General features: G+C 40.0%; 22 protein-coding genes and 2 tRNA genes. 9 read left to right on the top strand and 15 right to left on the bottom strand.

The genetic code is table 11. The annotated features are described in order from the left end of the window. Positions 1–527 precede the first annotated feature (527 nt). Entirely contained in the window at positions 528–1,034 is a 507-nt protein-coding gene (locus PseudUWO310_RS08030) for a helix-turn-helix transcriptional regulator (protein WP_142600166.1), read from the bottom strand. 127 nt (positions 1,035–1,161) lie between these two features. Between PseudUWO310_RS08030 and PseudUWO310_RS08025 the strand changes: the two genes are divergently transcribed. Further along, positions 1,162–1,950 carry an SHOCT domain-containing protein gene (locus PseudUWO310_RS08025; protein ID WP_142600165.1) on the top strand — a complete coding sequence of 263 codons (789 nt, stop codon included), beginning with the start codon at positions 1,162–1,164 and terminating at the stop codon, positions 1,948–1,950. Positions 1,951–2,069: 119 nt separating this feature from the next. Here the strand turns inward: PseudUWO310_RS08025 and PseudUWO310_RS08020 are convergent, their stop codons facing one another. Together PseudUWO310_RS08020 and PseudUWO310_RS08015 are read right to left on the bottom strand one after the other, a co-directional pair. After that, a complete protein-coding gene (locus tag PseudUWO310_RS08020; protein ID WP_142600164.1) occupies positions 2,070–2,417 on the bottom strand; it encodes a hypothetical protein in 348 nt (115 codons plus the stop codon). A 619-nt stretch (positions 2,418–3,036) separates the two neighbouring features. After that, positions 3,037–5,733 (bottom strand): hypothetical protein, encoded by a 2,697-nt coding sequence (locus PseudUWO310_RS08015; RefSeq protein ID WP_142600163.1) that lies wholly within the window; start codon positions 5,731–5,733, stop codon positions 3,037–3,039. Positions 5,734–5,933: 200 nt separating this feature from the next. Here PseudUWO310_RS08015 and PseudUWO310_RS22815 point away from each other — a divergent pair, with 200 nt between their 5' ends. Beyond that, on the top strand, positions 5,934–6,104 hold the full coding sequence (locus PseudUWO310_RS22815; RefSeq protein ID WP_190315945.1) for a hypothetical protein: 171 nt from the start codon (positions 5,934–5,936) through the stop codon (positions 6,102–6,104). Between the two features lie 525 nt (positions 6,105–6,629). On the opposite strand, the gene xerC is transcribed toward PseudUWO310_RS22815, so the two are convergent. Next, on the bottom strand, positions 6,630–7,802 hold the full coding sequence (gene xerC, locus PseudUWO310_RS08010; protein WP_142600162.1) for a tyrosine recombinase XerC: 1,173 nt from the start codon (positions 7,800–7,802) through the stop codon (positions 6,630–6,632). Between the two features lie 150 nt (positions 7,803–7,952). Beyond that, positions 7,953–8,026, bottom strand: a tRNA-Val gene (locus tag PseudUWO310_RS08005). 58 nt (positions 8,027–8,084) lie between these two features. On the opposite strand from PseudUWO310_RS08005, the gene PseudUWO310_RS08000 reads away from it, so the two are divergent. Then, positions 8,085–8,351, top strand: coding sequence for a glutaredoxin family protein (locus PseudUWO310_RS08000; protein WP_142600161.1), 267 nt, complete (start codon positions 8,085–8,087; stop codon positions 8,349–8,351). Positions 8,352–8,617: 266 nt separating this feature from the next. On the opposite strand, the gene PseudUWO310_RS07995 is transcribed toward PseudUWO310_RS08000, so the two are convergent. Both PseudUWO310_RS07995 and PseudUWO310_RS07990 read right to left on the bottom strand, forming a co-directional pair. Next, entirely contained in the window at positions 8,618–9,913 is a 1,296-nt protein-coding gene (locus PseudUWO310_RS07995) for an aldehyde dehydrogenase family protein (RefSeq protein ID WP_142600160.1), read from the bottom strand. 18 nt (positions 9,914–9,931) lie between these two features. Further along, a complete protein-coding gene (locus tag PseudUWO310_RS07990) occupies positions 9,932–10,432 on the bottom strand; it encodes a hypothetical protein (protein WP_142600159.1) in 501 nt (166 codons plus the stop codon). A gap of 157 nt (positions 10,433–10,589) precedes the next feature. On the opposite strand from PseudUWO310_RS07990, the gene PseudUWO310_RS07985 reads away from it, so the two are divergent. After that, positions 10,590–10,670, top strand: a tRNA-Leu gene (locus tag PseudUWO310_RS07985). 148 nt (positions 10,671–10,818) lie between these two features. Here the strand turns inward: PseudUWO310_RS07985 and PseudUWO310_RS07980 are convergent. Both PseudUWO310_RS07980 and cysK read right to left on the bottom strand, forming a co-directional pair. Continuing rightward, positions 10,819–11,253, bottom strand: coding sequence for an RrF2 family transcriptional regulator (locus PseudUWO310_RS07980; RefSeq protein WP_142600158.1), 435 nt, complete (start codon positions 11,251–11,253; stop codon positions 10,819–10,821). A 27-nt stretch (positions 11,254–11,280) separates the two neighbouring features. After that, positions 11,281–12,252 (bottom strand): cysteine synthase A, encoded by a 972-nt coding sequence (gene cysK / locus PseudUWO310_RS07975; protein WP_142600157.1) that lies wholly within the window; start codon positions 12,250–12,252, stop codon positions 11,281–11,283. A 135-nt stretch (positions 12,253–12,387) separates the two neighbouring features. On the opposite strand from cysK, the gene PseudUWO310_RS07970 reads away from it, so the two are divergent. Next, positions 12,388–12,957 (top strand): Crp/Fnr family transcriptional regulator, encoded by a 570-nt coding sequence (locus PseudUWO310_RS07970; RefSeq protein ID WP_055076698.1) that lies wholly within the window; start codon positions 12,388–12,390, stop codon positions 12,955–12,957. Positions 12,958–13,062: 105 nt separating this feature from the next. Here PseudUWO310_RS07970 and PseudUWO310_RS07965 read toward each other — a convergent pair whose 3' ends face one another. Continuing rightward, positions 13,063–14,070 carry a sulfate/molybdate ABC transporter ATP-binding protein gene (locus tag PseudUWO310_RS07965; RefSeq protein ID WP_142600156.1) on the bottom strand — a complete coding sequence of 336 codons (1,008 nt, stop codon included), beginning with the start codon at positions 14,068–14,070 and terminating at the stop codon, positions 13,063–13,065. 467 nt (positions 14,071–14,537) lie between these two features. Between PseudUWO310_RS07965 and PseudUWO310_RS07960 the strand changes: the two genes are divergently transcribed. From PseudUWO310_RS07960 to PseudUWO310_RS07950, 3 genes are all read left to right on the top strand, one after another. After that, complete coding sequence (locus tag PseudUWO310_RS07960; protein WP_142600190.1) at positions 14,538–15,437, top strand: prohibitin family protein; 900 nt, start codon at positions 14,538–14,540, stop codon at positions 15,435–15,437. A 414-nt stretch (positions 15,438–15,851) separates the two neighbouring features. After that, on the top strand, positions 15,852–16,346 hold the full coding sequence (locus tag PseudUWO310_RS07955) for a hypothetical protein (RefSeq protein WP_223805578.1): 495 nt from the start codon (positions 15,852–15,854) through the stop codon (positions 16,344–16,346). Between the two features lie 270 nt (positions 16,347–16,616). Continuing rightward, entirely contained in the window at positions 16,617–17,411 is a 795-nt protein-coding gene (locus PseudUWO310_RS07950; protein WP_142600155.1) for a sulfite exporter TauE/SafE family protein, read from the top strand. Between the two features lie 231 nt (positions 17,412–17,642). Here the strand turns inward: PseudUWO310_RS07950 and PseudUWO310_RS07945 are convergent, their stop codons facing one another. Then, complete coding sequence (locus tag PseudUWO310_RS07945; protein ID WP_142600154.1) at positions 17,643–18,275, bottom strand: cadmium resistance transporter; 633 nt, start codon at positions 18,273–18,275, stop codon at positions 17,643–17,645. Positions 18,276–18,407: 132 nt separating this feature from the next. After that, positions 18,408–19,661, bottom strand: a complete 1,254-nt coding sequence (locus tag PseudUWO310_RS07940) for a serine hydrolase (protein ID WP_142600153.1) — start codon at positions 19,659–19,661, stop codon at positions 18,408–18,410. A gap of 270 nt (positions 19,662–19,931) precedes the next feature. Between PseudUWO310_RS07940 and PseudUWO310_RS07935 the strand changes: the two genes are divergently transcribed. Further along, on the top strand, positions 19,932–20,843 hold the full coding sequence (locus PseudUWO310_RS07935) for a LysR substrate-binding domain-containing protein (protein ID WP_142600152.1): 912 nt from the start codon (positions 19,932–19,934) through the stop codon (positions 20,841–20,843). A gap of 46 nt (positions 20,844–20,889) precedes the next feature. On the opposite strand, the gene PseudUWO310_RS07930 is transcribed toward PseudUWO310_RS07935, so the two are convergent. From PseudUWO310_RS07930 to PseudUWO310_RS07920, 3 genes are all read right to left on the bottom strand, one after another. Further along, a complete protein-coding gene (locus PseudUWO310_RS07930) occupies positions 20,890–21,327 on the bottom strand; it encodes a YidH family protein (RefSeq protein ID WP_190315944.1) in 438 nt (145 codons plus the stop codon). Positions 21,328–21,757: 430 nt separating this feature from the next. After that, the gene (locus tag PseudUWO310_RS07925) at positions 21,758–22,318 is read right to left on the bottom strand and encodes a hypothetical protein (protein WP_142600151.1); all 561 of its coding nucleotides are present in this window, start codon (positions 22,316–22,318) and stop codon (positions 21,758–21,760) included. 171 nt (positions 22,319–22,489) lie between these two features. Then, a complete protein-coding gene (locus PseudUWO310_RS07920) occupies positions 22,490–23,227 on the bottom strand; it encodes a cadmium resistance transporter (protein ID WP_142600150.1) in 738 nt (245 codons plus the stop codon). Between the last annotated feature and the right edge of the window lie 157 nt (positions 23,228–23,384).

The following is a 23,384-nucleotide window of genomic DNA, read 5'->3' as shown; positions in this document are numbered from 1 at the left end:
AGAAAGCAATACTCAATACAAGATCAAAAACTGCCATAGAAAAGAAGTGATGTTTCAAGTAGTAAGTATAAATACTTATTCTTGCTACATACCTCTTGTAATACTAGGGTAGATTGTCTTTATTTCATGAGTATTTATACTTAGCAAGGTGTGAGTTATGTTATTAGGTTGCAAATTAAGATAATATTCAGTTTAATTCTTTGTTTTTCGTAACTCAGTAGTTTTTGTTTAAAGTTGGATTGGGTCATGTATATTTCTCTCCATATAACTCTGAATGGTTATTTAAAGAGCGTCCCGAATCAGTTTCTGATAGTCAAATAGAGTCTCGCATAGATGAGTCAAGAAAGAAGTTCATCGCAGCTAAAGATAAACTATGGAATAAGCTTCTTTATAACTGCGAGCATTGGGCTAGAGAGATGGTTTATGGTGTGGCTCGGTCAACTCAAGTTGAGAACCTACGAACTAAGAAAAGCACATAGAAAATAGTGTGTAAGGAATTTAATACTTATACTTAATACAAACTCTTGCTATTCTAAAGATATAGAGGGAGCAGTTTCTACAACTTCTACTTCTTCTTTATCTAAACTAATTTCTGAGGAATTAGGAGCGATTATTCGTAAATTGATATCAATCGCTATTTGATTTTTTTCAAGAACTACTTTAGCTTTTTTGACTAGGATTTTTACTGAGAAACAATCATCTGATGTTACATCAACTGGTATCTGTTTTTTGTAACCAGCACCTTCTAGCCATTCAGTAATGCTTCTCCAATTGTCTACTTTACCGTTGGACTTACCAACTAGGCTTTTGACATATTGATATAAGGTGCTACAAAGATCAACTTCTACACCTTTAGCACTTTTACTAAGCTTTTCTGCAATTTCTGATGGACTATGACCAGCAAGTAAGCCTCTCAAATGTAGTTTTTCTACGGGTGTTAATCTCCTACCTTTTGCTGAAGCAAGATCGGTATATAGAGTTTCTAAGTCCCATTCAGTAAAAACTTGTAGAAACTGCTCATCAGTAAATGTCATAGAGAATACGTTAGTAAATTCCTAGCCAAATACTAACACAATTATTAGCTGAAGTTAGGTAATAGTTAGCCATTTTTGCTTAACAATATCAGCAAGTACTAAAATATATACCTTGGAGCTTTTTTGTATGACAGTGCTTAATTTTAGTGAGGGGACAGTTTTACGCTTTCGGGGAATATATGGGAAAAATGTACATATGGGTTTTGTAATAAGTAAAACTCAAGTAATGGAGATGATTGAAGTAAATGGAATCTGTAACGTTTGTATCACGGATATAAACAAGCCACATCCTATAACTAATAGCATTCCTAGTAGTGGTGATTGGAATTTAGAGAAATCAGCTCCTCGTGGATGGTCTTTAGAGGACAAGACTAATCAAATAAGAATAAAAGAAGCTTATGAGGAGTTTCATGGCTGTAAATATAATAAAATCCATAAGAACTGTCAACACTTTGCATATAAAGCAGTTTATGGATATGAGAAGTCTCCTGATATTGAAAAGATCCCTAAATGGCTAGTAGATCTAGGAATAGCTGAGATTTTTGCTGGAGCTTCGGAAGCATCATCAGATTCTCAAGCCGCTTTGGTTCGAGAGTACGCTAAAGAAGCAAAAGCGCTTATTCAAGTCATCCAGAAAGGGGCAAGTTTAGCAGGTAGTATGTCAAGTTCAACAGATATGAGCAAAAACTTTAATGGAGTTATTGGTAGTACATCTACTTTACTGAACATCATTGGAAACAAGCCTATTGAGTCTGAGCAAGAAGAACTGCATAAAGAAAAACCAGATTTTTTTGATGTTCCTACAAATGGAGATATCCCTAACAAAATCAGAGAACTTGGCGAACTACTTAACGATGGTTTTATAACACAAGAAGAGTTTAACAAGAAAAAGAAAGAGCTACTTAGTAGACTTTAATGTTGTTCTATTTAAATTTAATCACTGTGAGATTTTCTATTTAAACATAGAAGAAAATAAGGGATCATATCTTACTTTTTTACGTTTATTCGCATTTTGGGACTTGTAATAGCGTTTGCTTATGTTCCTATGTTTTGGGGATACAAGAGGCTGCAAACGCGATATACGGCACTCTCAGATAAGATTTGAATAGAACATACAATCTCTGTTGCAGCTTCGGTTGTCACAAATTTAGCACCTCTATCAGAACTAAGTGCGAGGTGAAAAACGTTACCCACAAAGGATTCTAGAGCTTTTGAGGGTGTTTTAGTGCGAGGGTCATTCACGATGATTTTACGAATAGCATTTTCACCAACACCACATAGACGAGCAAGACCACTTTGTGACACACCACTTTGAGTTCCATCAGCACTCACATAAAATTCAACGTTGTCAACAATAACAGGCTTAACGATTTCAATAGACATAGTAATTTCCTTTTAATTTAATTTGTAAACATAGATGGACATTGGAGATACTGACTTTATTACTAGGATCTCCTCGACAATAATACAACATATTTTTAAACATGTCCGAACGACAAAAATGTTACTGTGTATAGGTTTCAGGAGTAAAAACACTTCAAAAATAGATCTCAACTCCGAACGAGATTTTAGTGACATTCCTTCCACGATTTGCCCGTAGCATACTCAGCCGTAAGCGGGACATTTAACTTATAATACTGTCCAGCTTGTGTTACAGCTTGCAATGCAAGATCACCAACTATAGAATAAGAGAGTTCATAACCATCCTCTGTTTGATGTACAGATGACCAGTTAGGGTGTGAAACACGAAAGTCACGAATTTCTTGCAATACCTTAGAAGAAAAAGTGAATACACTCTAAAAACAAACCTTTTCTTTCTATGTTTATTTGCATTTTAAAACTTGCAATAGCATTTACCTACCTTTCTACCTTTGGAATATCCAAGAGCTTACAAGAGCTAAAAACATGAGTATCAGATGATATTTGAACGACCGTAGAAGAGAAATTTAACTAACTGTAGGTAGGTATTACCAAACATATAATAACCTACCTACTTGCATCCCTACATATATGAATAATCCAGTTCAGTGGAATCAATCAGATCGTCAGGTAACGAATCATATTCAGATTGATCATATGGTACTGCTTCATATTCAGAGATTCTATAGCAATAATTGCTATCTGTAATGTCTGTAGGTATATAGAGGTCGGTTTCATTATCGAAATCAGAGAGAGAACTATTAGCTCTATGTGCAAAGCTCTGCAAACCTAGTGCTTTTTCTTGATCTGTAACACAAGCTTCAGGAAGTGGGTAGTTAGAGTAGAGGTTTACTATACATAGTTCGGTGTTAACTCTTGATCTACCAATGGCTTGTTTTAGTTCTGATTCAATAAAGTGGAACTGAAGATTTCTTAGGTGTAGATTGCTATACGTGTTAAACCAGAATCTAAAACCATTGTGTTCTACGGTTTGCTGATGAAAGTTTTTTATGTCAAAATCATCGGTAACAACAGGTAGATTTAATACCTTCGCATATAGAGCAATTTCTATTGGATGACGGTGTGGAGTTCCAACTACGTTAATATTTTCCCCTTTCAGTTTGTCACGTCCCGTACAGTTGTAAAAATATATATCTTCAACAACATCTACTCCTTTGCTCATAAAATGAGCGCCAAATGATTTAAAAGTAATAGTTGGTTGACCGTTCTCTATTAATCGTTCAGTCATGTAGTCAAGATGTTCATTAAGAGAGCTATGACTTAATGAATATCTAGTATCTTGAGAAATGAAGCCAGTAGTATCTACATTAGAAATATCGTAAAACCTAACGCGATCACCAAATAAGCACCTGTAGTAAGTTTCATCAGCAGTAGCAGACATGATGATAATTTTCTTATCTTGAGGTAGTCTGTCGATATAACTACTAATAAAACGAATTTTTGTGATATCACCAGATTTTGCATCTTCAGCTTGAAAATAACTAGCATTAAAAAAGTGCAAGATAGGTGAAGTAAAAGCAGCGTTATTTAATACTTCATCTTTTATGCTTTCTAAATCTTCAAATTTAAGATCCATAGTTCTAGGGGTGTTTACCCTTCCTTCTCTAATGTCGTTAATTAATGCTGTTATTTTGGTTTTATCGTTAGAGTTACTAATTTTACTCTCAAGACGGAATAGGTCAGCTAGGTCAATAGACTCAATAGGTAGTAACACTTGAAATATATCTTCATCAAAAATAATTGTGTCATGTTCCCAATCTATGAATAAAGCTTTCTGGTGGGTTGTAAGCACTGTTTCTTGCGATCTATAACAGCTAAAGTTTTGTAAGCGATATTGATTTACTTCTGGATAAATTTCAGCCATCTCTTTTAAATAACTTGTAGCTTCAGTATTAGCTCCAATAGCGTAAAGCAGAGATACTTTTTCTCTAATATGTTGAGGTAGCATTTCATCACTAGGCGTACATTTGTGATCTATTTGTTTTTGCTGCATTAGCTTTGACACATCATTTTTTAGATCGTGGGTTGGTAGAGATAACAGTACATTACTAAGATTCATACAATTACTGGTTTTTCCTAGTCCAGTTGCGACTTTAAATATATGAACATTAGTATCTTGTGTTGCAATCACAGTTTTTAATGTGTCTATTAACAGTTGTCTTGCTCTCTCTACTGGCATACTTTGAAACTGCTTCGTTCTTATGGTCTTTTTCTTTTGGGTTGCATTTAGTAAGTTTAAATAACAGTGATCTCCTTGATCGGGTGAAAAGCGTTCTAACCTCATTGGTAGATAATCTGAGGTTTTACAGTATTGAAGTTTTTGTATTTTTTCTTTGTAGTTATAATCAGGGTTAGCAAGTAAGCACTTTTTATATAAGTCCTGACCACCACTAAGATATATCAAGTTAGTAGCAAGTCCTAAGAGTTGCGGATCTAACAGTTTGATATCAGGTTTCATAAAGTCATCAAGGATCTTTACTTGTTTTCTAAGTTCAACCCAATCAACATTATCAACTTTTTTAATTTTTGAAGTATTTACAGTTGTCCCTATATTATTAAATATAGGCGTAATCGTATTTACTTCAATTTTCCCCACACCTAGTTTTTTTCTTGCTGTTGTTAGATCGCGCTTCATATTACTACTACTCGAATTTCTGACTGCATAAAAATCAGCAGCTTGAAATAGTAAATCCAAATTTAAGTAGTGGTCATAGTTGGTGTACACAATATCTTTACCACCATAAAAAATTCTAGAGGCATCTCTACAACCTTTATCGCACTCTGGGAATAAAAACATAAGTGCAGCTTGTACGCTATCACGAAGATTTCTGTCTATCACAGGTTCTTTAATCTGAAAAACTACGCGATATTTATGCCAAGTATCAGTATGATTGAAAGTAGTGTAAGTAAAAGCGCAATCTAAACCAAAATCTTTCAAACGTTCTAGTACTTGTTCAAAGCTTATAGGTTCAGAAACTTGTAATTTTGTTTTAGAATCTTTGTTGTCAAAATCAAGCGCAAAAACTGATTGTGATTTCCAAGCATCATTCTTTCTAGCACCTTGAAGATAAGCAGGAATCCAACTTTTACCATTAGGGCTAGTAATCTGTTTGCTAAATTTAACAATATCAATATCTACAGGATAATTTACGATTCTATTATTAATTGCAGCAACATTATTTGGTTTGCTCTGATATAGTGTATCGTCTAGCAACAATTTATGGGTTATAATATTAGTAGGAATAGAGTTATTAATCATTTCTTTTGTTTATTAATGAATATACGAATAGGTAGGCATCACTATTGAAGGAGTGATGCTTTTTTGTTAGAAGCGAGATCAGATTGCCTAGTTTAAATCAACTGATTGTGAAAACTTTTTCTTCTTTTCTTCTTATATTTTAACATATCTTAATGATAAAATGATATAATAAAGATATAAAAGAAATAAGGTGTTTGATAATGACAAAAGGTAGAAAATCAGTATTACGAAATGCTAAATTACTTAGTGTTTATTTAGATGAGGAGTTTACAGAAAAACTTGAATATCTAGCAAGTAAAACGTTAGTTCCCAAAGCTGCTATAGCTAGGGATATCCTTACTAGGAAACTCATAGAAATAGGTACAACCTAGGAAATAAACACAAAAAAACTATGTAGTCTCTCTACATAGTTATCTGCTTTATTATTCTGGTAGTTATAAATATTGTATGTAGGGTTTTAAATAGATCTTTTCCTACTTTTTTTCTATGATTAGATCTTGCAGTTTGATACGGAAAACTGTGGTTTGCTTACAGCATCTCTTAATTGCAACCCACATTGGTTACAACGTTTATAGTAAATTACTATAAAGCTGAGATAAGAGGAAAAACTAAACTACCACTAGCTGTTAAGAACAGCCGTCTATACCATTTTAATAGATGAGGTAGAGTGTTTGCGCTTGTCACATTGCCTTGCGTTTCTCTATGGTTATACAAGGTAACAAGTTTATCCTAGAAAAGCAAGCCCGTAGAAGAAAAAGTTTTTTGGGTTAGCGCTGTTGCCGACTAAGTATTTATACTCATGCAATTAGTGCGATCGGTATATTTCTGTTTTATTAGTGCGATCGGTAAAATAACAGACTCACCAGATTGATTCTAGTGAGCTGTTCTCTCAATGTTTAGATACCGTAATCAGGGAGTTTTACTTCATCTACAAACCTTGCATAGTGTCTAGCTGCCATAGTGATATCTGAATGTCTCGCAAGTTTAGAAGCTGCTAGCAGACCTTGTTGAGTAGCAACAAAGCTCAAAGCCGTATGTTTCATCTGATAGGGATAGCGATACTCAATATCTAGATGAGATAGAACCAGTTTCCAAGTATCTCTAAAACTTGATGTGCTGATATAGTCGCCACGATGTCCTTTAAAAACCCAGTCAGTAGGTTTAGCATCTATAGGTTTGTGCGCGAGTAGCAAATCGTATAAGAGATCGTTCATAGGGACAAAACCGATCGCACCAGTTTTAGTACTTTTGAGAATCTTTTTAGAAGCATTTGGGCTAGATGCTAGATCACGTCCTAACGCTTGTTCAATCAAGATCCTACGGTTCGCAAAGTCAACGTGTTTCCACTGCAAAGCGATTGCTTCCCCAATTCTACAACCTGTCACAAACTGGAACTTGATAAACGGGACATAGTGAGAGTGAGAAAAATGAGAGGATTTATGGACGAACCAATCTGATTCAAAAGCTTCAATAATTGCTGCTACTTCATCTCTAGAAAAAGGTTTAGCATGATCGCTCCGTTCACTCTTTTTCGTTTTTACTGATTCATATGGATTTTTACCTGAAACTAGATCGTTGCTGATAGCCCAATCAATGCAAGTTTTGAGCATCGATTTACGTTCATTAAATGTGCGTGCTGAAAGACCATCTCTTATAGAATCAAACCACTTCACATCTTGTGATTTGGGATTGCTCATCAAGATCATTTGTCTACAGGAATGATAATGATTGTTTAAGGTCGCTTGAGACAAACCTAGTGTGACGACCCATTTGTCCCAAATACTAAGCAAGGATGGATTAAGTTTGTCCGCTTTACGTTCAGTTGCAATAGTCCTAGCGATCATCTGTTGACGATCTTCTGAGCTAGGAAAATAAAACAGCTTCACAGATTCGTTGTCAGTAAAAGGAAAATTATTGGATTTACGATCTGATTTAATGCGTAGCTCAGTTTGTTTTACTTGTTGAAGCTGCTTGGAGTCGCTGTAATCTCCTAAACCGCTCAACACAAACCTTTTTTTTCTATGGTCAAATGTGATCGCAATCGTCCCGTTATTGTTAAAAACTGTCATTTCTCTCTTTTAGGGTTAGAGAGTGACAAGCCGTTTTATTGTGGTTTTTATTGAGGATTCTAAGTCTGATCGCTATAGTAAAATAGCCCGTCAGGGACGCATAGCTCAGTTGGTTAGAGCAGCATGTTGACTGAGAGGGGATATTAGCTATGGACGCAAATGGACTCGAACCATCGACCCCCACGATGTCAACGTGGTGCTCTAACCAACTGAGCTATGCGTCCTTGTCGGGCTACTAATATAACATGATAGAAGTAAATTAATCAAGATTTCGTCAAATCCATGCAACTAATTTTGTATAGCAAGCCAGAATGCTGTCTCTGCGAGGGATTGATCGCGAAATTGCAGCAGGTCAAGCAGAAGAACAATATTAACTTTGACCTAGAAATTAGAGACATCAACAGCAATCCCGACTGGTTTGACCGCTACCAATATGAAATCCCCGTACTATGTTTGCTCAGCGATCGCCAACAGGAGCAGGAATTACCACGCTTTCCGCCGCGATCGCCTGTGGAGAAACTAGAATCACTACTTCAGCGCTATAGCTAATACCAAAGCACAAAATGGCTACGCCATTTTGTGCTTTGAAAACCCTGACTGGGTTTGGTTTTCAATTCCCAAAAGTGTAGCCACACTTTTGGGAATTGGTATAACTTATTGGGAATGGGGCTTACTATAGCTGTCGCTAAGTGTATTAGGACATAAACCCCAAGAATTGACTGGCGGCGCTTCGCGCCGCCAGTCAATTCTTGGGGTTTGATTTGTCCTCATTCAAGTGACTGTAGCCATACAATATTGGCTCCACGGAGCCAATATTATTGAGACCACGAACTAGTCAATACTTGTTTTGTGGTGGTGAGGGCATAGATATCGATTACTCCTGGGTATCTAGATGCGCCACGGGTTTTTAAACTGGACATCCCCAAAGCAATTTTGGCATTACCACTATCACCAAGTTTAGAACAGCGACTAAAACGGCTATGGGCATTGACAAAGATCGTGCTGCTATTGATCCGACTGACAAAGCGATCGCGTTCGGATAAGGAGTCCGTCAGCAATACATCGGCATGACCACTACTGTATTGATTGATCCAAGCGATCGCTTCTTCCATATCATCTACAATTTTGATGGCGATCGTCTCGTCTAAGTACGCTTGTCCCCAGATATCCTCAGAATAGATTGCTTGTGCATTCGCATCTAGATGCATTTCCGCGATCACCGCATCATTATCCTCTAGAAATTGCCGAAAATAGGCAGTTGTCTCTGCACAGCCACGCACCACCAAGCCCTGCTTTTTAAGATGGCAAATCCATTCCCCCAATCCGCGATCGCACCATGATCGATGTACCACCACCTTATCGATCGCATTTACCGCATCGGGATCGCCTTTGCGGCTGTTCAAAATTATTTCTTTGGCAAAATCTAGCTTCCCAGAAGCCGATAGATAGAGATAGCAGTTACCCATAGAAATCGGCAAGGCAGAGACCGTCGCCTGTTTGCTCACCTGCTGCACGAAGCTAGGGCGACCGTAGGGAATAACCAAACGCAAATATTTTTCTTGGACGATTAATTCTTTAAGCGCAATACCCGTTGGCACACTGCTCACACATGCCTCAGGGAAATTTCTCGCAACTAGGACATCTTTAACGATCGCCGCGATCGCCTCTTGGGTATGTGTACCCTCGCCCCCCCCCTTAAGAATGATCGTATTGCCAACCTTAAGACACATCGCCGATGCAATTAGCCCCAACTGGGGAAAACCCTCATACACAAAAGCGACAACCCCTAAGGGGACGCGCTGATAGCCATTGATACCCACATGTAGAGTGAGCGGATCGGGCAGATTTGCCAGTTGATTCAGACATTCGATCGCGTTATTAAGCCTTTCGGGAGTTAGTTTTAGCCACTCTAGTACCAGATCGGGTACAGCCATATCTCGGCTTGCTTCTAAATCCAGCGTATTTGCTTCTAAAATTGCATTTTTATGTTTTTTTACATTATTGGCAATTTCTAGGAGTAAATTATCTCGTTCTCTGGTGGAAATTTGCACTAGTTGCAAAGCCGCAGCATGGGACTTGTAGATGAAGCCTGTAAGGTCTTCTGGTGACATACTTGTAATAAATAATTGTTAAATATCGCGACGACGAATCACGAGCAAACGCCATATTAGCAAACCCAAAAGGGTAAACAACAAAATGGCTAGGGGAATACCTAAAGTCGATCTGAGATTGAGCGCCCAAAGAATAATCAAGGCGACAAACAACAGATAGGCACAGTAGGTCAAAGACTTTTCTAGCCAATCCTGACGATTGCCATCGTGGATCGTTTGCCATTTACCAGTCCATTGCCAGTGGTGTCTTTGCGAATCAAGCCCGCCCAACTGTGACAGACTATAGCCGTCATCTTCGATTTGAAATAACAGAGGACAGCGATCGCAACCAAAAGCATCTGTCAAAGCGATCGGCTTTAGCTTTCCGCGTCTGCGAGGGCAAGGGCAGGGATATATTTGCTCTAGATCGATTTTTTGAGGCTTATGGATATGCACTAGATAGAAATGTTCGGCAAAGGTGCTAAAAGGTAGGTTGCTAAAAATAGTCTCAGAGCGAAAATCATAGATTAAGCAGATCAATTAGCTAATCAAAATGATTGTATAGCAAGAAAACAGAGATGGTAAAGGCAGCTTTGGGCAGGTAATTACCAACCAGCAGCATAAATTAAAAATTTTATGCTGCAATTACACAAGATTGCTGTATGATTTTATTCGGTGCAAAAAACACCCTATCCCAGCGGATGTGGCGGAATTGGTAGACGCGCTAGATTTAGGTTCTAGTATCTTTGATGTGAGAGTTCGAGTCTCTCCATCCGCATATTATAAAGCCGAATAAGAAAATAAAGGAGAATGATGACGCTTTGCGTCATCATTCTCTTATTCCCCCAAAGGATGAGTGGCGGCGCTCCGCGCCGCCACTCATCCTTTGGCTATCTCTTACGTTGCTTTTGTCTTACTAAGGATTTTTATATGTAAAACATGACATCAGATTGCCTTTTCTCTTCGCATTTTCTTAAGAGATCCTCAAGGGTATGTTTGTGAAGAATATCAAACGAAGCAACTTTTGCGGTTTCCCACATATCAATCACTGCGGATTTTTCGGCGGTGAGCAATGTAGAATCCTTTTGCTCTTGGGATGCTTCGCCATCCAAGGCAATCACTACATCTGTAAGCTTGATTTGCCAAGGCTCCCGCGCAAGGTGATAGCCCCCTTTAGCCCCACGTTGGCTTTTAATGATGCCTGCCCGCCTTAGCATTGCCATAACTTGATCGAGATAGCGGATAGGAATCCTCTGACTGATCGCAATTTCACTAACAGAAGTAGGCTTACCCTGCTTGTGACGAAGGGCAAGTTCTAGTAGAGCAATACAGGCATAATCAACCTTACAAGATAATTCCATATATTTTGAAAGATAGATTTGGATGGATTAGCGGTGGGTAGAAGTTGATGAGGAAGAAATAAGATCGGCATCTTGAAATAGAGGGGTACTGAGATAACGTTCCCCAAAGCTAGGTTGAATTACCACAATTAAAAGATCGCGATTTTCTTCGCGCTTACCAACTTCAATAGCAGCCGCAAGGGCTGCCCCTGAAGAAATGCCCGATAACAATCCCTCTTCTCGTGCCAGACGACGACCATAGGCGATCGCTTGGTCATCGGAAATCCCAATGACTTCATCAATCAAATCTGTTCGTAAAACTTCAGGCACAAATCCTGCACCAATCCCCTGAATTCGATGGGCTCCAGCCACGCCCCCAGATAGTACGGGACTGTTGAGAGGTTCGACAGCGATCGCCTTAAAGCTGGGTTTGCGTTCCTTAATTACTTCCGCTACGCCTGTAATCGTACCGCCAGTACCTACTCCCGCAATAACGATATCTACCTGCCCATCAGTATCTTGCCAAATTTCCTCGGCGGTAGTACGGCGGTGGATGGCGGGATTTGCCAAATTCTTGAACTGTTGCAGCATATAGGCATTAGGTTTTGACGTAGCAATTTCTCCTGCCCGCCGAATTGCTCCGCGCATTCCTTCACTAGCAGGAGTCAACTCTAGCTCCGCTCCATAGGCTCTTAGCATCGCCCGACGTTCTAAGCTCATGGTTTCAGGCATTGTCAGAATCAAACGATAGCCTTTTGCCGCGGCCACCATGGCTAAGGCAATCCCAGTATTCCCCGAAGTAGGCTCCACCAAAACTGTTTTTGCAGGACTAATTAAACCTTGATTTTCGGCATCTTCGATCATGGCTAGCCCGATCCGATCCTTGACGGAAGAGGAGGGGTTAAGACTTTCTAACTTGAGCACAATTTTGGCTAAAGAACCGTCTCTCTGCGGAATGTTATTCAATGCTACTAGAGGCGTACTGCCAACTAATTGAGTAATGCTTTGCGCAATTTTCATAGGAGCTTAGATTTATTACAAAAAACTGGAGAAACAAAAAATTACGGTATCTTGATGGGAATACCGTACTTAGTACGATACAATACTTTTTAACCTAATACAAATATAATCTACGGTTTGCCGACTGGATATAAGATGATTTACGTCGAAACAGCAGCTTCTCATGTTTATAAGCGTCGTGAAATGATATCTCGCCGAGATAACTACCTATGGAAAATCGAGTCTGGGGTGGTGCGATCGCTGACTTGGACAGAAGACGGACAGGTTATCTGCTCAGGATTATGGGCGCATGGCGATGTGATTGGCAGTGAGCTAACTAATTTAAATCCCTACGAGATGGAATGTTTAACTGATGTGCAATTAACCGAGATTTCGCGATCGCATTGGGGCAATTATGTAAATGAAATAATTCGCCATAGTCAGACTAATGAGTTTCTATTAAAGATTTCCCATTGCCGTGCTAAGGATGATGCTTTACGTCAATTACTGGGTTGGCTAACTAATCGTTTCGGTGAAGATGATCGTCAAGGCAGATTAATTGGACTGCAATTAACCCATCAAGAAATAGCAGAGTTAATTGGTTCGACGCGGGTGACCGTAACGCGTATTATTAATGATTTAGAAAAGGGTGGTTTTCTCTCACGTAAAGGGCGTAAGTTGCTGTTTCTTGCTGATAGTTCCGAGCAATGGCATTACGAAATTTAGCTAATTTGCTGAGGACATAAAGCCCTAAATATGAGTGGCGGTGCGCAGCACCGCCACTCATATTTAGGGCTTTGATTTGTCCTCGCTATCGCTATTAAATAGCTTTTAAATAGCTTCCGCAAATACTCTCGTTTTCAAAGGTTTGACATAGACTTCCTTTTGAGGATGTAAGCCCAAACTGTCAAAGCGATCGCGTTCGAGCTTGACAATCAATTTTTGATCGTCTTTGAGTACGAGTTCGGCTTGACCTTCCCAGCCAAGGTTAAAGGCGGAACTAACAATGGCAGGAGCGAAGTTAGTTTCAGGTTCCGCTTGAATTAGAAGATCGTGAGGGCGTAAAAATACCCGATCGCGATCGGAAATCTCTAGATAGGGGAAGTGCCGCTTGGCGCTAGAAATGATATTGGTTTCGCCAATAAAGCGCATGACAAACTCTGAAGCAGGGCGATCGTAAATTTCCGCAGGTGTGCCAATCTGTTCGACCTTACCCTTGTTCATGATGACCACATGATCGGAAATTTCCATTGCTTCTTCTTGGTCGTGGGTGACAAAGATGGTCGTCACATGGACTCGATCATGGAGATCCCGTAACCATGTTCTTAATTCTTTACGAACCTTAGCATCTAAAGCGCCAAAGGGTTCATCTAAGAGAAGGGTTTTGGGTTGGGCGGCGAGGGATCTTGCCAAAGCGACTCTCTGACGCTGACCACCTGATAATTGAGATGGATAGCGATCGCCTAAACCTTTAAGTTGAATCAGTTCTAATAGCTCGTCTACCTTCTGTTTTACTTGAGCTTTGGCAACCTTCTGAATGTTTAATCCAAAAGCAATATTTTGGCGAATGGTTAAATGTTTAAATAAGGCATAGTGCTGGAATACAAACCCAATCTGACGTTGTTGGACAGGACGATAGGTCGCATTTTCATTCTCAATCCATACCTGTCCGCGATCGGGAATTTCCAAACCTGCCATAATTCTCAATAAAGTGGATTTACCCGAACCTGATGGACCGAGCAGGGCAACCAAAGAACCACTTTCCACTGATACGCTAACATCATCGACTGCCTGAAAATCACCAAATCGCTTTGAAATATCTCGAACTAGAATACTCATCGTTCCTCACAAAATTGAAATAAGAATAGTTGTAACACCATTAATACGCTATGTCTATGTAATTACCGTAGATTTGTGCTAAATTGTCATTAATTAAGAAATTTACCTTAAGTAGCTAGGCGCAATTAAATATCAATTAAATATAAATCCCAAAAGCTGTAGCGCACGCGCAGCGTGCGCTACAGCTTTTGATTCTGGCTTTTAATTATGCCCAGCCACTTACCAGCTACTTAGTAGACTATTCGACTTATAGCTACAGTCACTTGACTTAGGACAAATCAAATCCCAAGAATTGACTGGCGGCGCGAAGCGCCGCTAGTCAATTCTTGGGGTTTATGTCCTAGTACAATTGGCGACAGCTATACGAAACAATCTCCCATATCCCGCTTTTTTAAAAAGTGCTATATGCTAATTCTCAACATAAATTTTTTGCGTATAAATTGCTTGGAATTAAATTTGTGAGTGATATGCGATCGCTTGATAGGCTGCTCAATGGTCAAACTAATAGCTCGATTAATCCTCAAAGTATTCGTGAAGTCAATCGAAAAAATGCTGATTTGAGAATGTTTCAGCTAGTAGCAGGACTAATTTTATGCACAGCTTTCCTTTGTTGCTTTTTTGTGATCGTGAATGTCGGCGAGCGCGGCGTACTGATGCAGTTTGGCAAGGTGCAACCACAAATTCTTGATGAAGGAATTCACCCCATCATCCCGATCGTACAGACGGTGAAAAAGTTGAGCGTCAGGTTACAGAAGCAAGAAATTTCGGCGGAGGCTTCCTCTAAGGACTTACAGGAGGTATTTACCGATGTTGCCCTGAACTGGCATATTATTCCCGAACAAGCCAATGTCATTTTTCAGCAAATCGGCGATCGCCTTGCAATTATTGATCGCATTATTGATCCTGCGGTGGAAGAGGTCTTAAAGGCTGTAATGGCGGAATATACCGCCGAAGAAATTATTACCAAACGCGGATATGTCAAAAATGAAGTCGATACTCTGTTAACCTCGCGACTGGCTGACTATCATATTGCCGTAGATGATATCTCGCTCGTTCATGTACATTTTTCCCAGCGCTTTAGTGATGCAGTAGAAGCGAAGCAAATTGCAGAGCAGGAAGCTAAACGAGCAGATTTTATTGCGCTAAAAGCGATTAAAGAAGCCGAGGCAAAGGTAAATTTAGCGCGAGGTGAAGGGGAGTCTCAAAGAATTTTGCGTGAAACTCTGTCGCCTGAGCTTTTACAAAAACAAGTCATTGATAAATGGAATGGCAATCTGCCCCTGATTGTGGGTGAAAGTAATACCAAATTATTAGATATCAATCGCTTGATTGAAAGTAATATCCCAACTTTCTCGATCAGTAAATAAGCATAGCCTTCACCAAATAATTAAAACCCAAAAACCTGTAGCGCACGCTGCGCGTGCGCTACAGGTTTTTGGGTTTTATATTTAATTGCGCCTAGCTACGCGAGAGATTAGGAAAGATGAGTGGCGGTGCTTCGCGCCGCTTTTTGGAGTCGATGTCCTATTTTTTATGAATAATTTAGATTTAGGACGCTCTAGAGAACTCGGACATTAGTAATATAGCTGTCGCCAAGTGTGCTAGGACATAAAACCCAAGAATTAATTGGCGGCGCGAAGCGCCGCCAATTAATTCTTGGGTTTTGATTTGTCCTAATTCAAGTGACTGTAGCTATAATTTTGATTTTTTATTTACCGAATTTGCGATAAATGCTCCCGTCAGTATAAAATACGGTAATTACACGATGATACAGTAGATTTATGGCAACTTTACACAAACCTGAAATTACTAGCCAACCCAGTTTAGATATTGCCCCATCATCAGATTTACCCCCTGTAAACACCGCCCCAAAAAGTTTTGTCCAAAAAATTAAGGGTGGTATTTTTTTGGTAGTGGGATACTTGCTCTCACCCCTTTGCTGGTGGAACGATCTAATAATTAATTTGCCGATCGCCTATGGTTTTGGTTATGTAGTGGGTTTATGGCAAGCTAATTGGTTTTTTCCTGCGGCGATCGCTGGTTATTGGTTATCAAATTTAGTTGGCATTGTGCTCATGCAGATCGGAGCAAAGGATATGCTGCAAAATACGGTGAGCAAGCGTAGTTTAAAGCAGGAAATCTTCTCAGGAGTGATTACTTCAACTGCCTATACGGTGATAATTGCAGCTCTAGTTTATTTCCACATTCTCGATCTCAATGCAGTTTTGCCCATTGACCAGAAATTTAGTCTTGCTTTTGTGAATCCTCAAGGCTAAGGTTAGCTAGGCATTACGTTCATTACCTTTAATACTGTTTAAAAAAAAATTTATCTAAGAAACCATTTAAGAATTACTTTCTGCGGTCAAAAGCTCTAAGAGATCCCCCTCAATCCCCCTTAAAAAGGAGGAAGAATTTAATGCTCCACCCTTTTTAAGGGGGGCTGGGGGGGATCTATCCAATTCTTAAATGGTTTCTAATTAAGCTTCAATCAAAAACTTCAATATTTCTATTTATTTGTTCTATTTATTCTTTAGTTTCCTATTCTTATGAATTATTTTTTGCTAACAGGTTTTAGTTTCATTGTCGGGACAGTGGTGGGATTGACGGGAATTGGTGGGGCTTCATTAATTACTCCAATGTTAATTTTTGTGTTTAATGTACCTGCGGCGATCGCTGTCGGCTCAGATATTGTCGCTGCGACAATGATGAAAGCTGTAGCAAGTATCAGTCATTGGCGGCAGGAAACCCTTGACACCCAAGTAGTAAAATGGCTCGCCTTCGGTAGCGTTCCGGGCTCTTTGTTAGGCGTTGCCATTCTCCACTTAATTCAACTCTATGGATGGAGTTTAGATTCATTTTTATTACCTTCCATCGGAGCCATGATCTTTTTCGTGACGATCGCAGGTTTAATTCAATTAATACTGACTACTTTTGCCCCAAATCTATCTCTGCCTTCTTTTCCCACTTTCGATCTAGAAACTACTAATGGCAAAATAAAAACGGTGATCATTGGTTTTGTCTTAGGCTGTATGGTGGGCTTGACCAGCGTTTCCTCTGGTTCGTTGTTTGCTTTAGTGTTGATGACCTTCTTTAAGCTAGATTCGCGCAAATTAGTGGGGACAGACATCGCCCAAGCCGCAATTTTGCTCGGATTCACATCCCTCGGACATCTTAGCCTCGGTACTGTTGATTGGCATATTGTATTGCCAATTTGGCTTGGTTCTGTGCCAGGAGTTTTATTGGGAGCGAAACTATGCCAACTAGCCCCTCAAAGGTCTTTGCGCTATTTGATTTTTGTGATTTTACTTGCTGTGAGCTGGAAGTTAATCCATTCTGCATAGTGAGCCAAAAGAGAAGTGACAGCGCAAAGCGCTGTCACTTCTCAGCTAATAGCATACTGCCCACATAGCAGGAAGTATGCTATTAGGTTTTATTTATTCCTAAAAAAACGTGAGTTCGGGATAATTTGAAATGGGCTTTGAGAGAGGGTTCGCGTAGCAAACCCTCTCTCAAAGCCCAAAAGTAAAAGCCTTGCTTAGCAAGGCTTTTACTTTTGGGCTTTGAAAAACTACTTATTTAAAGGAAAAGAAGGGAAATAACTGATAAGTTTGACTCTCGTAGAGAATGTAGATTCCCAAAGCGATGAGCACAAAAGGCACGATCGCATCGCCGTACTTCTCTAAGAATTTAGTGATCGCGGGATGACTGCTGAATTGGAAGGCAGCATAACACCAGATTGCAATCATAACCAGAAAAGTCGCGATCGTCACCGAGAGAGTAGCCGCATTACTACTGGCAAATAGAGGAACGTAAACCCCAATATTGTCTCCTCCATTAGCAAAGGTAACTACCGCCACATGATAGGTCTGCGGAGCGAGCCATAGGGATTTTTTCTTTCCCCCGTGAGGATGAGTTTGGACAGTTAATTTTTCTTCTTTTGGCAATAAATGCTTAATTCCAATGGCGATCGGTAATATTCCCAATAAGCCGATTAATTTGCGATCAATAATTAGAGCCCCAAAATAAGCTGGCAAACTGGCAAGAATTAGAGCCGTAAAGCCAAGATATTGCCCGATTACAATATGTCGAGGGCGAAATTTGCTATCAACCTGTGCGAAGAAAATAGTTAAAACTAGAATGTCATCGATATTGGTCGCAGTAAATATAGTGATTGCAAGTGCTACAGTACCGATTAGCCATTCCATAATTCAAATTCAGATGGATAAATAATTAGAATTGCAATTCTAAATTGCAATTCTACCGATCCATTCTACCGTGATTCGAGGCTGAACTAAGCTGAACTAAATTGATCGTTTGCCAATCGGGCTTATTTGCATCTATTTAGGGAGCTTGTCAATCAACCCTTTATATAAAGTTGTTAGTTGGGATTCGTTGAGAGGTTTGGTATTGTTCCAAGTGACAGAAACGCAATAGGATTTACCACTCTTTGATTGCAGTAACGTTGTGAAGTTGAGAACACCTGCATCGGAACCACCTTTAAAAGCAACTTTTGCCCATTCGGAGGGGTCTACAATTCCTGCATTAAAGGACATTAAAGGCAGATCCCCTACATCTTCTATTAGAGAACATAGTTCGCGAGTTGTAAAAATCCATTCGACATCAAAAGATACCTTGGGATTATTGATAAAGTCAGAAATATCTGGTAATGGCTGACGTGAGATAGATTCTAAGATCTTGAGGCGATCGCTAGTATTAGCAAGCCGATATTTTTGCAAAAGCTCAGAGTTTTTGGAACCCCGCAATGTAAACATTTCACGAGTTTTAAGTAATGGTCGATTGCGCGGACTGAAGCGTTCTACTTCTCCTCTGCCTACTAAATCGATCAAAGTATCTGAAGCGGTATTATCGCTGAGGGAAATCATCAACCCCGCCAAGGTTTGTACGGTTAGGAGCGAACCTGCCGACCAAGATTGGAGTAAACCAGTTGGCAAACTCTGGTGATCTGACCGTAGGGCAATCACTTTATCCCAAGTGAACTTACCTCCAGCAATTTGTTCTTTTAAAGCCTTAAGCACTGCTAGTTTAAAAGCAGAGCCGACCGCCATCGGGGCATCGGCACGAAGTCCCACTCGCTGGGTTTTACCTTCCGTTACCAATAAACTCACCTCTCCTTCTAAATTTTTAAAGCCTGACACAGCTTGATCGAGGGTTTGTTGCGGATTACCTAAAAAAAGCGCCGTAATTTTTCCTTCTGCATTTAGTTTGATTTTGATAGGGATATTTCCGCGATCGCAAACTGCTAGATAGCTGACATCTTGCCCCTGAAATTGACGACATTCGCCAACTGATAATTTCCGACTAGCGATCGCGGCTTGAATTTGGGCAATTGACACCTTGGCAATAAATTCAGGGGCGAACCATTCAGGTTGTAGTTGCGGAGAATTTAATAGCCGTGCGATCGCATTCTGATGCGAGGTCTCTGGCAATGGAACATTTTGTGATATTGGGCTTGAGGATAAATTTGCGATTTGGGAAAACTCTAGAGCAGCTTGAGAGCGATCTATTGCGAAGGTTAAAAAGCTAGCTAAGCTAGTAAATAGAGTTGCGAATACGACAAGGTGAACTTTCATTTCTCTTTACCAATCTGAGCAATTTTGTAACAATTTTGTAGCAATTTTGTAGCAATTTTGTAACGATGTAGTTCGGCATATTTACAGCAATTATCGATCAAACGAACCACAAGAAATTTTTAAAAAATGTTGCTTCGCAACATTTTTTAAAAATTTCTTGGTTTGGATTTGAGGGCAAAGGACTGTAGTATATAACGTTAATTTCGCGGTATTTGGGGATGATGTAGAATTATTCTCCAATAGCTCAATAACGATGATATCCAAGACTCAATGACGCTCGAACAATTAAGGATCTTTCTGGCAGTAGCCGAGCATTTACACTTTACTCGCGCTGCTGAAGAACTATATATCACTCAGCCTGCTGTTAGTGCCGCTGTCCAAAGTCTAGAGCAATGTTATGGAGTTAAGTTATTTCATCGGATTGGTCGCCATATTGAGATCACGGATGCGGGGATTTTATTACAGACAGAAGCGACAGATATTCTCGATCGCGTCCAATTGATGGAAAGAGGTTTACGCGAGTTAAATGATTTGCAACGGGGCGAGCTGAAGTTAGGAACCAGTCTGACCATTGGCAACTATTGGTTGCCCGCAAAGATTAGCCAATTTCAAGAGAAATATCCTAACATTTCTATCAAATGTACCCTTGCCAATACCGAAGAAATTTGTGATGGAACCGCCGCAGGTTTATTCGATCTCGGCTTGATCGAAGCCGAGGTCAAGCCCCCTCTGCAAAAAATCCTCGAACAAGAAGAAATTGCGAGCGATCGCCTATTAATCGTAGTTGGTAAGGCACATCCTTGGTACGATCGCCAAGAGATTATGATCGATGAAATCAATGACACGGCCTGGGTGATGCGGGAGTCAGGCTCAGGGACACAACAGGTGTTTGAACAGGCTTTACTGAGGTGGGGGATCAATCCTACACAGCTAAAAATTATGCTTGTTCTCAGTAGTGGGGAAATGGTAAAAGCAGCGATCGAGAGTAGCGTCAGAGCAGCCGCAATTTCAGAACTGATGGTACAAAAGGAATTTCAGTTAGGGACATTGCGAGAAGTCAGGGTAGTGAATGGCGATCGCTTTACCCCCTTAAATATTAACCGTCCCTTTCTCAAGCTTACCCATAGCCAACGATTTCAAACTCGGATCGCGAAAGTGTTTGGCGATATCCTGCGTCAATAAAATATCAATAAAATATCAATAAAATGTCAATAAAATAAGGTCAGGCTCAATCAGGAACGACTAAGTTCATTTGTTCTAAGGGAGCTGCAAAAACGTAATAGATGACTCCCGCACCGATGAGCGTAATGGCGAGACTGAACAAAACAACCCAGCGATCGGGTGGCTCGAAGGTATCTGCGTCAATATCATGCCGCACGGCAAAATAGTGATGGGTAGAAAGCCACACTGTCAGCATCCCAATAATGGAAAATGCTAATCCTAGCTTCCAACCATTCCCTGGAGTAGGAAGCATCGGTGGGCGTAAAATGCGCAACCGTACAACAATTACCCCCACACCTAACAAGGCGATCGCCATGCGCATCCATGATAAGTATGTTCTCTCGTTGGCTAAATGATCGCGCACGCGATTGGGATTCTGTTTCCCTAACAAAGATGTCTCAGATGCTTCACCGACATTCTTTTTGGGCTTAAATAATAGCTGCATTACTGAACTTCGAGGTATATGGATTTTCTGGCGTAGGAATGATTATTCACCAAAATTATATAGGAATATATCGAAAAAAATGCAATATCTCTATCTCTTGATTAAAAGAATTCTTTTATAAGTAGTTCGGCATAATTAAAAAACAAAACCAGAGAGCATAGCCCGCTGCGCGGGCGGTATGCTCTTCTAGGTCTTAAGTTTAATTATGCCTAGCTACTTATAAAAGGTCGGACAAAATAACGTTAACGAAAAGTGGAATTAAGGAAATATAATTCCCTCATTGAGACAGTGGATTTCTCAAAAATATAGTGACTGCCCATCAATATAAATGAAACCCTAAGGAGAGAATAGCAGCGCTTTGCGCTGCTATTCTCTCCTTAGGGTTGCCGCTAACTGTATCAGGACAAAACTGGCGGCAGCTATATATTAATTAATCCAAGGGAGCTTGGGGTAAAGTTAATGCTGATAGCTCTTCTGTTGTAGTGGGGATTAACCAGTTAATTTCACCATTCTTGAAAATTCTGGTTACGGGGAAATTGAGATCAATTGCACCAGTTTCGGGATCGGCTTTTGCAACCATTTGTGTACCAGTGACAAGCTTAATGGCAACTGGTTGACCATCATTATTTAAACCCTTCTCTAAGTAAATGCCTTGGCAGTTCCAATCCTCGTTGGTGGTTCCACCACTGGCTAAAGTATAAAGAGTATTATCAAAGGTAGATCCATCCAGTTTCGATTTCTTGCCATAGACTGGCAAAGGATTAGCTGTTAAATTACGGCATTCAGCAAAGGATTCTCCTGTTTCGATGACATACTTCTCAAACTGAAGTTTAGCGATTTCGGTGGGATCGGTTGCTTTTGAGAGATCATTGGTAACAGCGATATAGTCAGGGTTACTCGTGAGAGGAGGCTTATTGGCAAAGGATGGTTGAGCGATCGCTAAGTTCGACAACAAGATAAGAGCGACCAATATTGCTTGCAAGAATTTCATGATTTTGATCCTAATTAGTAAGATTTAGTATGTAGTTGGGCATAATTAAAACTCAGAGTTAAAAGCTGTAGCCCAAGCGCAGCGTGGGCTACAGCTTTTAAGGTTTTATATTTAATTGCGCCTAGATAATTAAGTGAAAATTCGCAAAACTTTGAGGTAAAGCCCCTCGTCCTAGTCCAATTGTGGCTCTTTAGTTTGAAGGGGCTTGAGAATATTGATTTCCGCAATATTTCGACCAAGATTAAAGACTACTAAGCCTCCGATTAGTAAGCTAAGAACCACTAAGCCTCGATTTTCAAGGGTATGGCTGTCGATCATAATGAGGATTCCTAAGCCAATCAGGACAAAAGGTACGAGGTAATTACCATAGTGGCTCAGAGAATCGGCGATCGCTGGAACTTGGATGAGTCGATAGGCTGCATAGCACCATATCCCCACCATCAGCAAAAATACCACTAGGGTCACCAATAAACCTTCTAAGGTGCTGCTAGCAAAGAGTGGCACATAAATGCCCACATTGTCGCCACCATTAGCAAAGGTAACCGCCGCGACGCTATAAACTTGCGGTGATAGCAAACTGGATAACCAAGAATTTGATTGCACCGATTGACTTTCCTCAGATTCGTTATCCTCAGTTTCAGGGATAAACAGTCGATTCAATCCAATGGCGATCGGTAAAATCCCAAGCATTCCGATCCAATCGCGTGGCATGAGTAGTCCACCAAAATATCCTGACAAACTCGCTAATACTAGCGCTCCAAATCCCAAATATTGTCCCATCACGATGTGTCTTTTGCGGAACGTCGAACTTACTTGAGAAAAAAAGAGTAGCAAAATAATTACATCATCTAGATTTGTTGCCGTAAAAGCGGTCAGGGCTGTGGGAATTGAAGTTAGTATGGCATTCATGTTATTAATTAACGGAATTCACGCGTTAAAAGGATAGGATCTATTGTCATTGATGCTCTACAGAGAACAACACAAATATAGACTCCTCAATTAATAAGATCAAATATTCTTTCTTGTTAATGTAATAACTTAAAGCTATTAATATAAGTAGCTCAGC

The organism is Pseudanabaena sp. UWO310, assembly GCF_006861605.1.
Lineage (GTDB): Bacteria > Cyanobacteriota > Cyanobacteriia > Pseudanabaenales > Pseudanabaenaceae > Pseudanabaena.
This window is presented reverse-complemented; position numbering and strand designations above follow the sequence as displayed.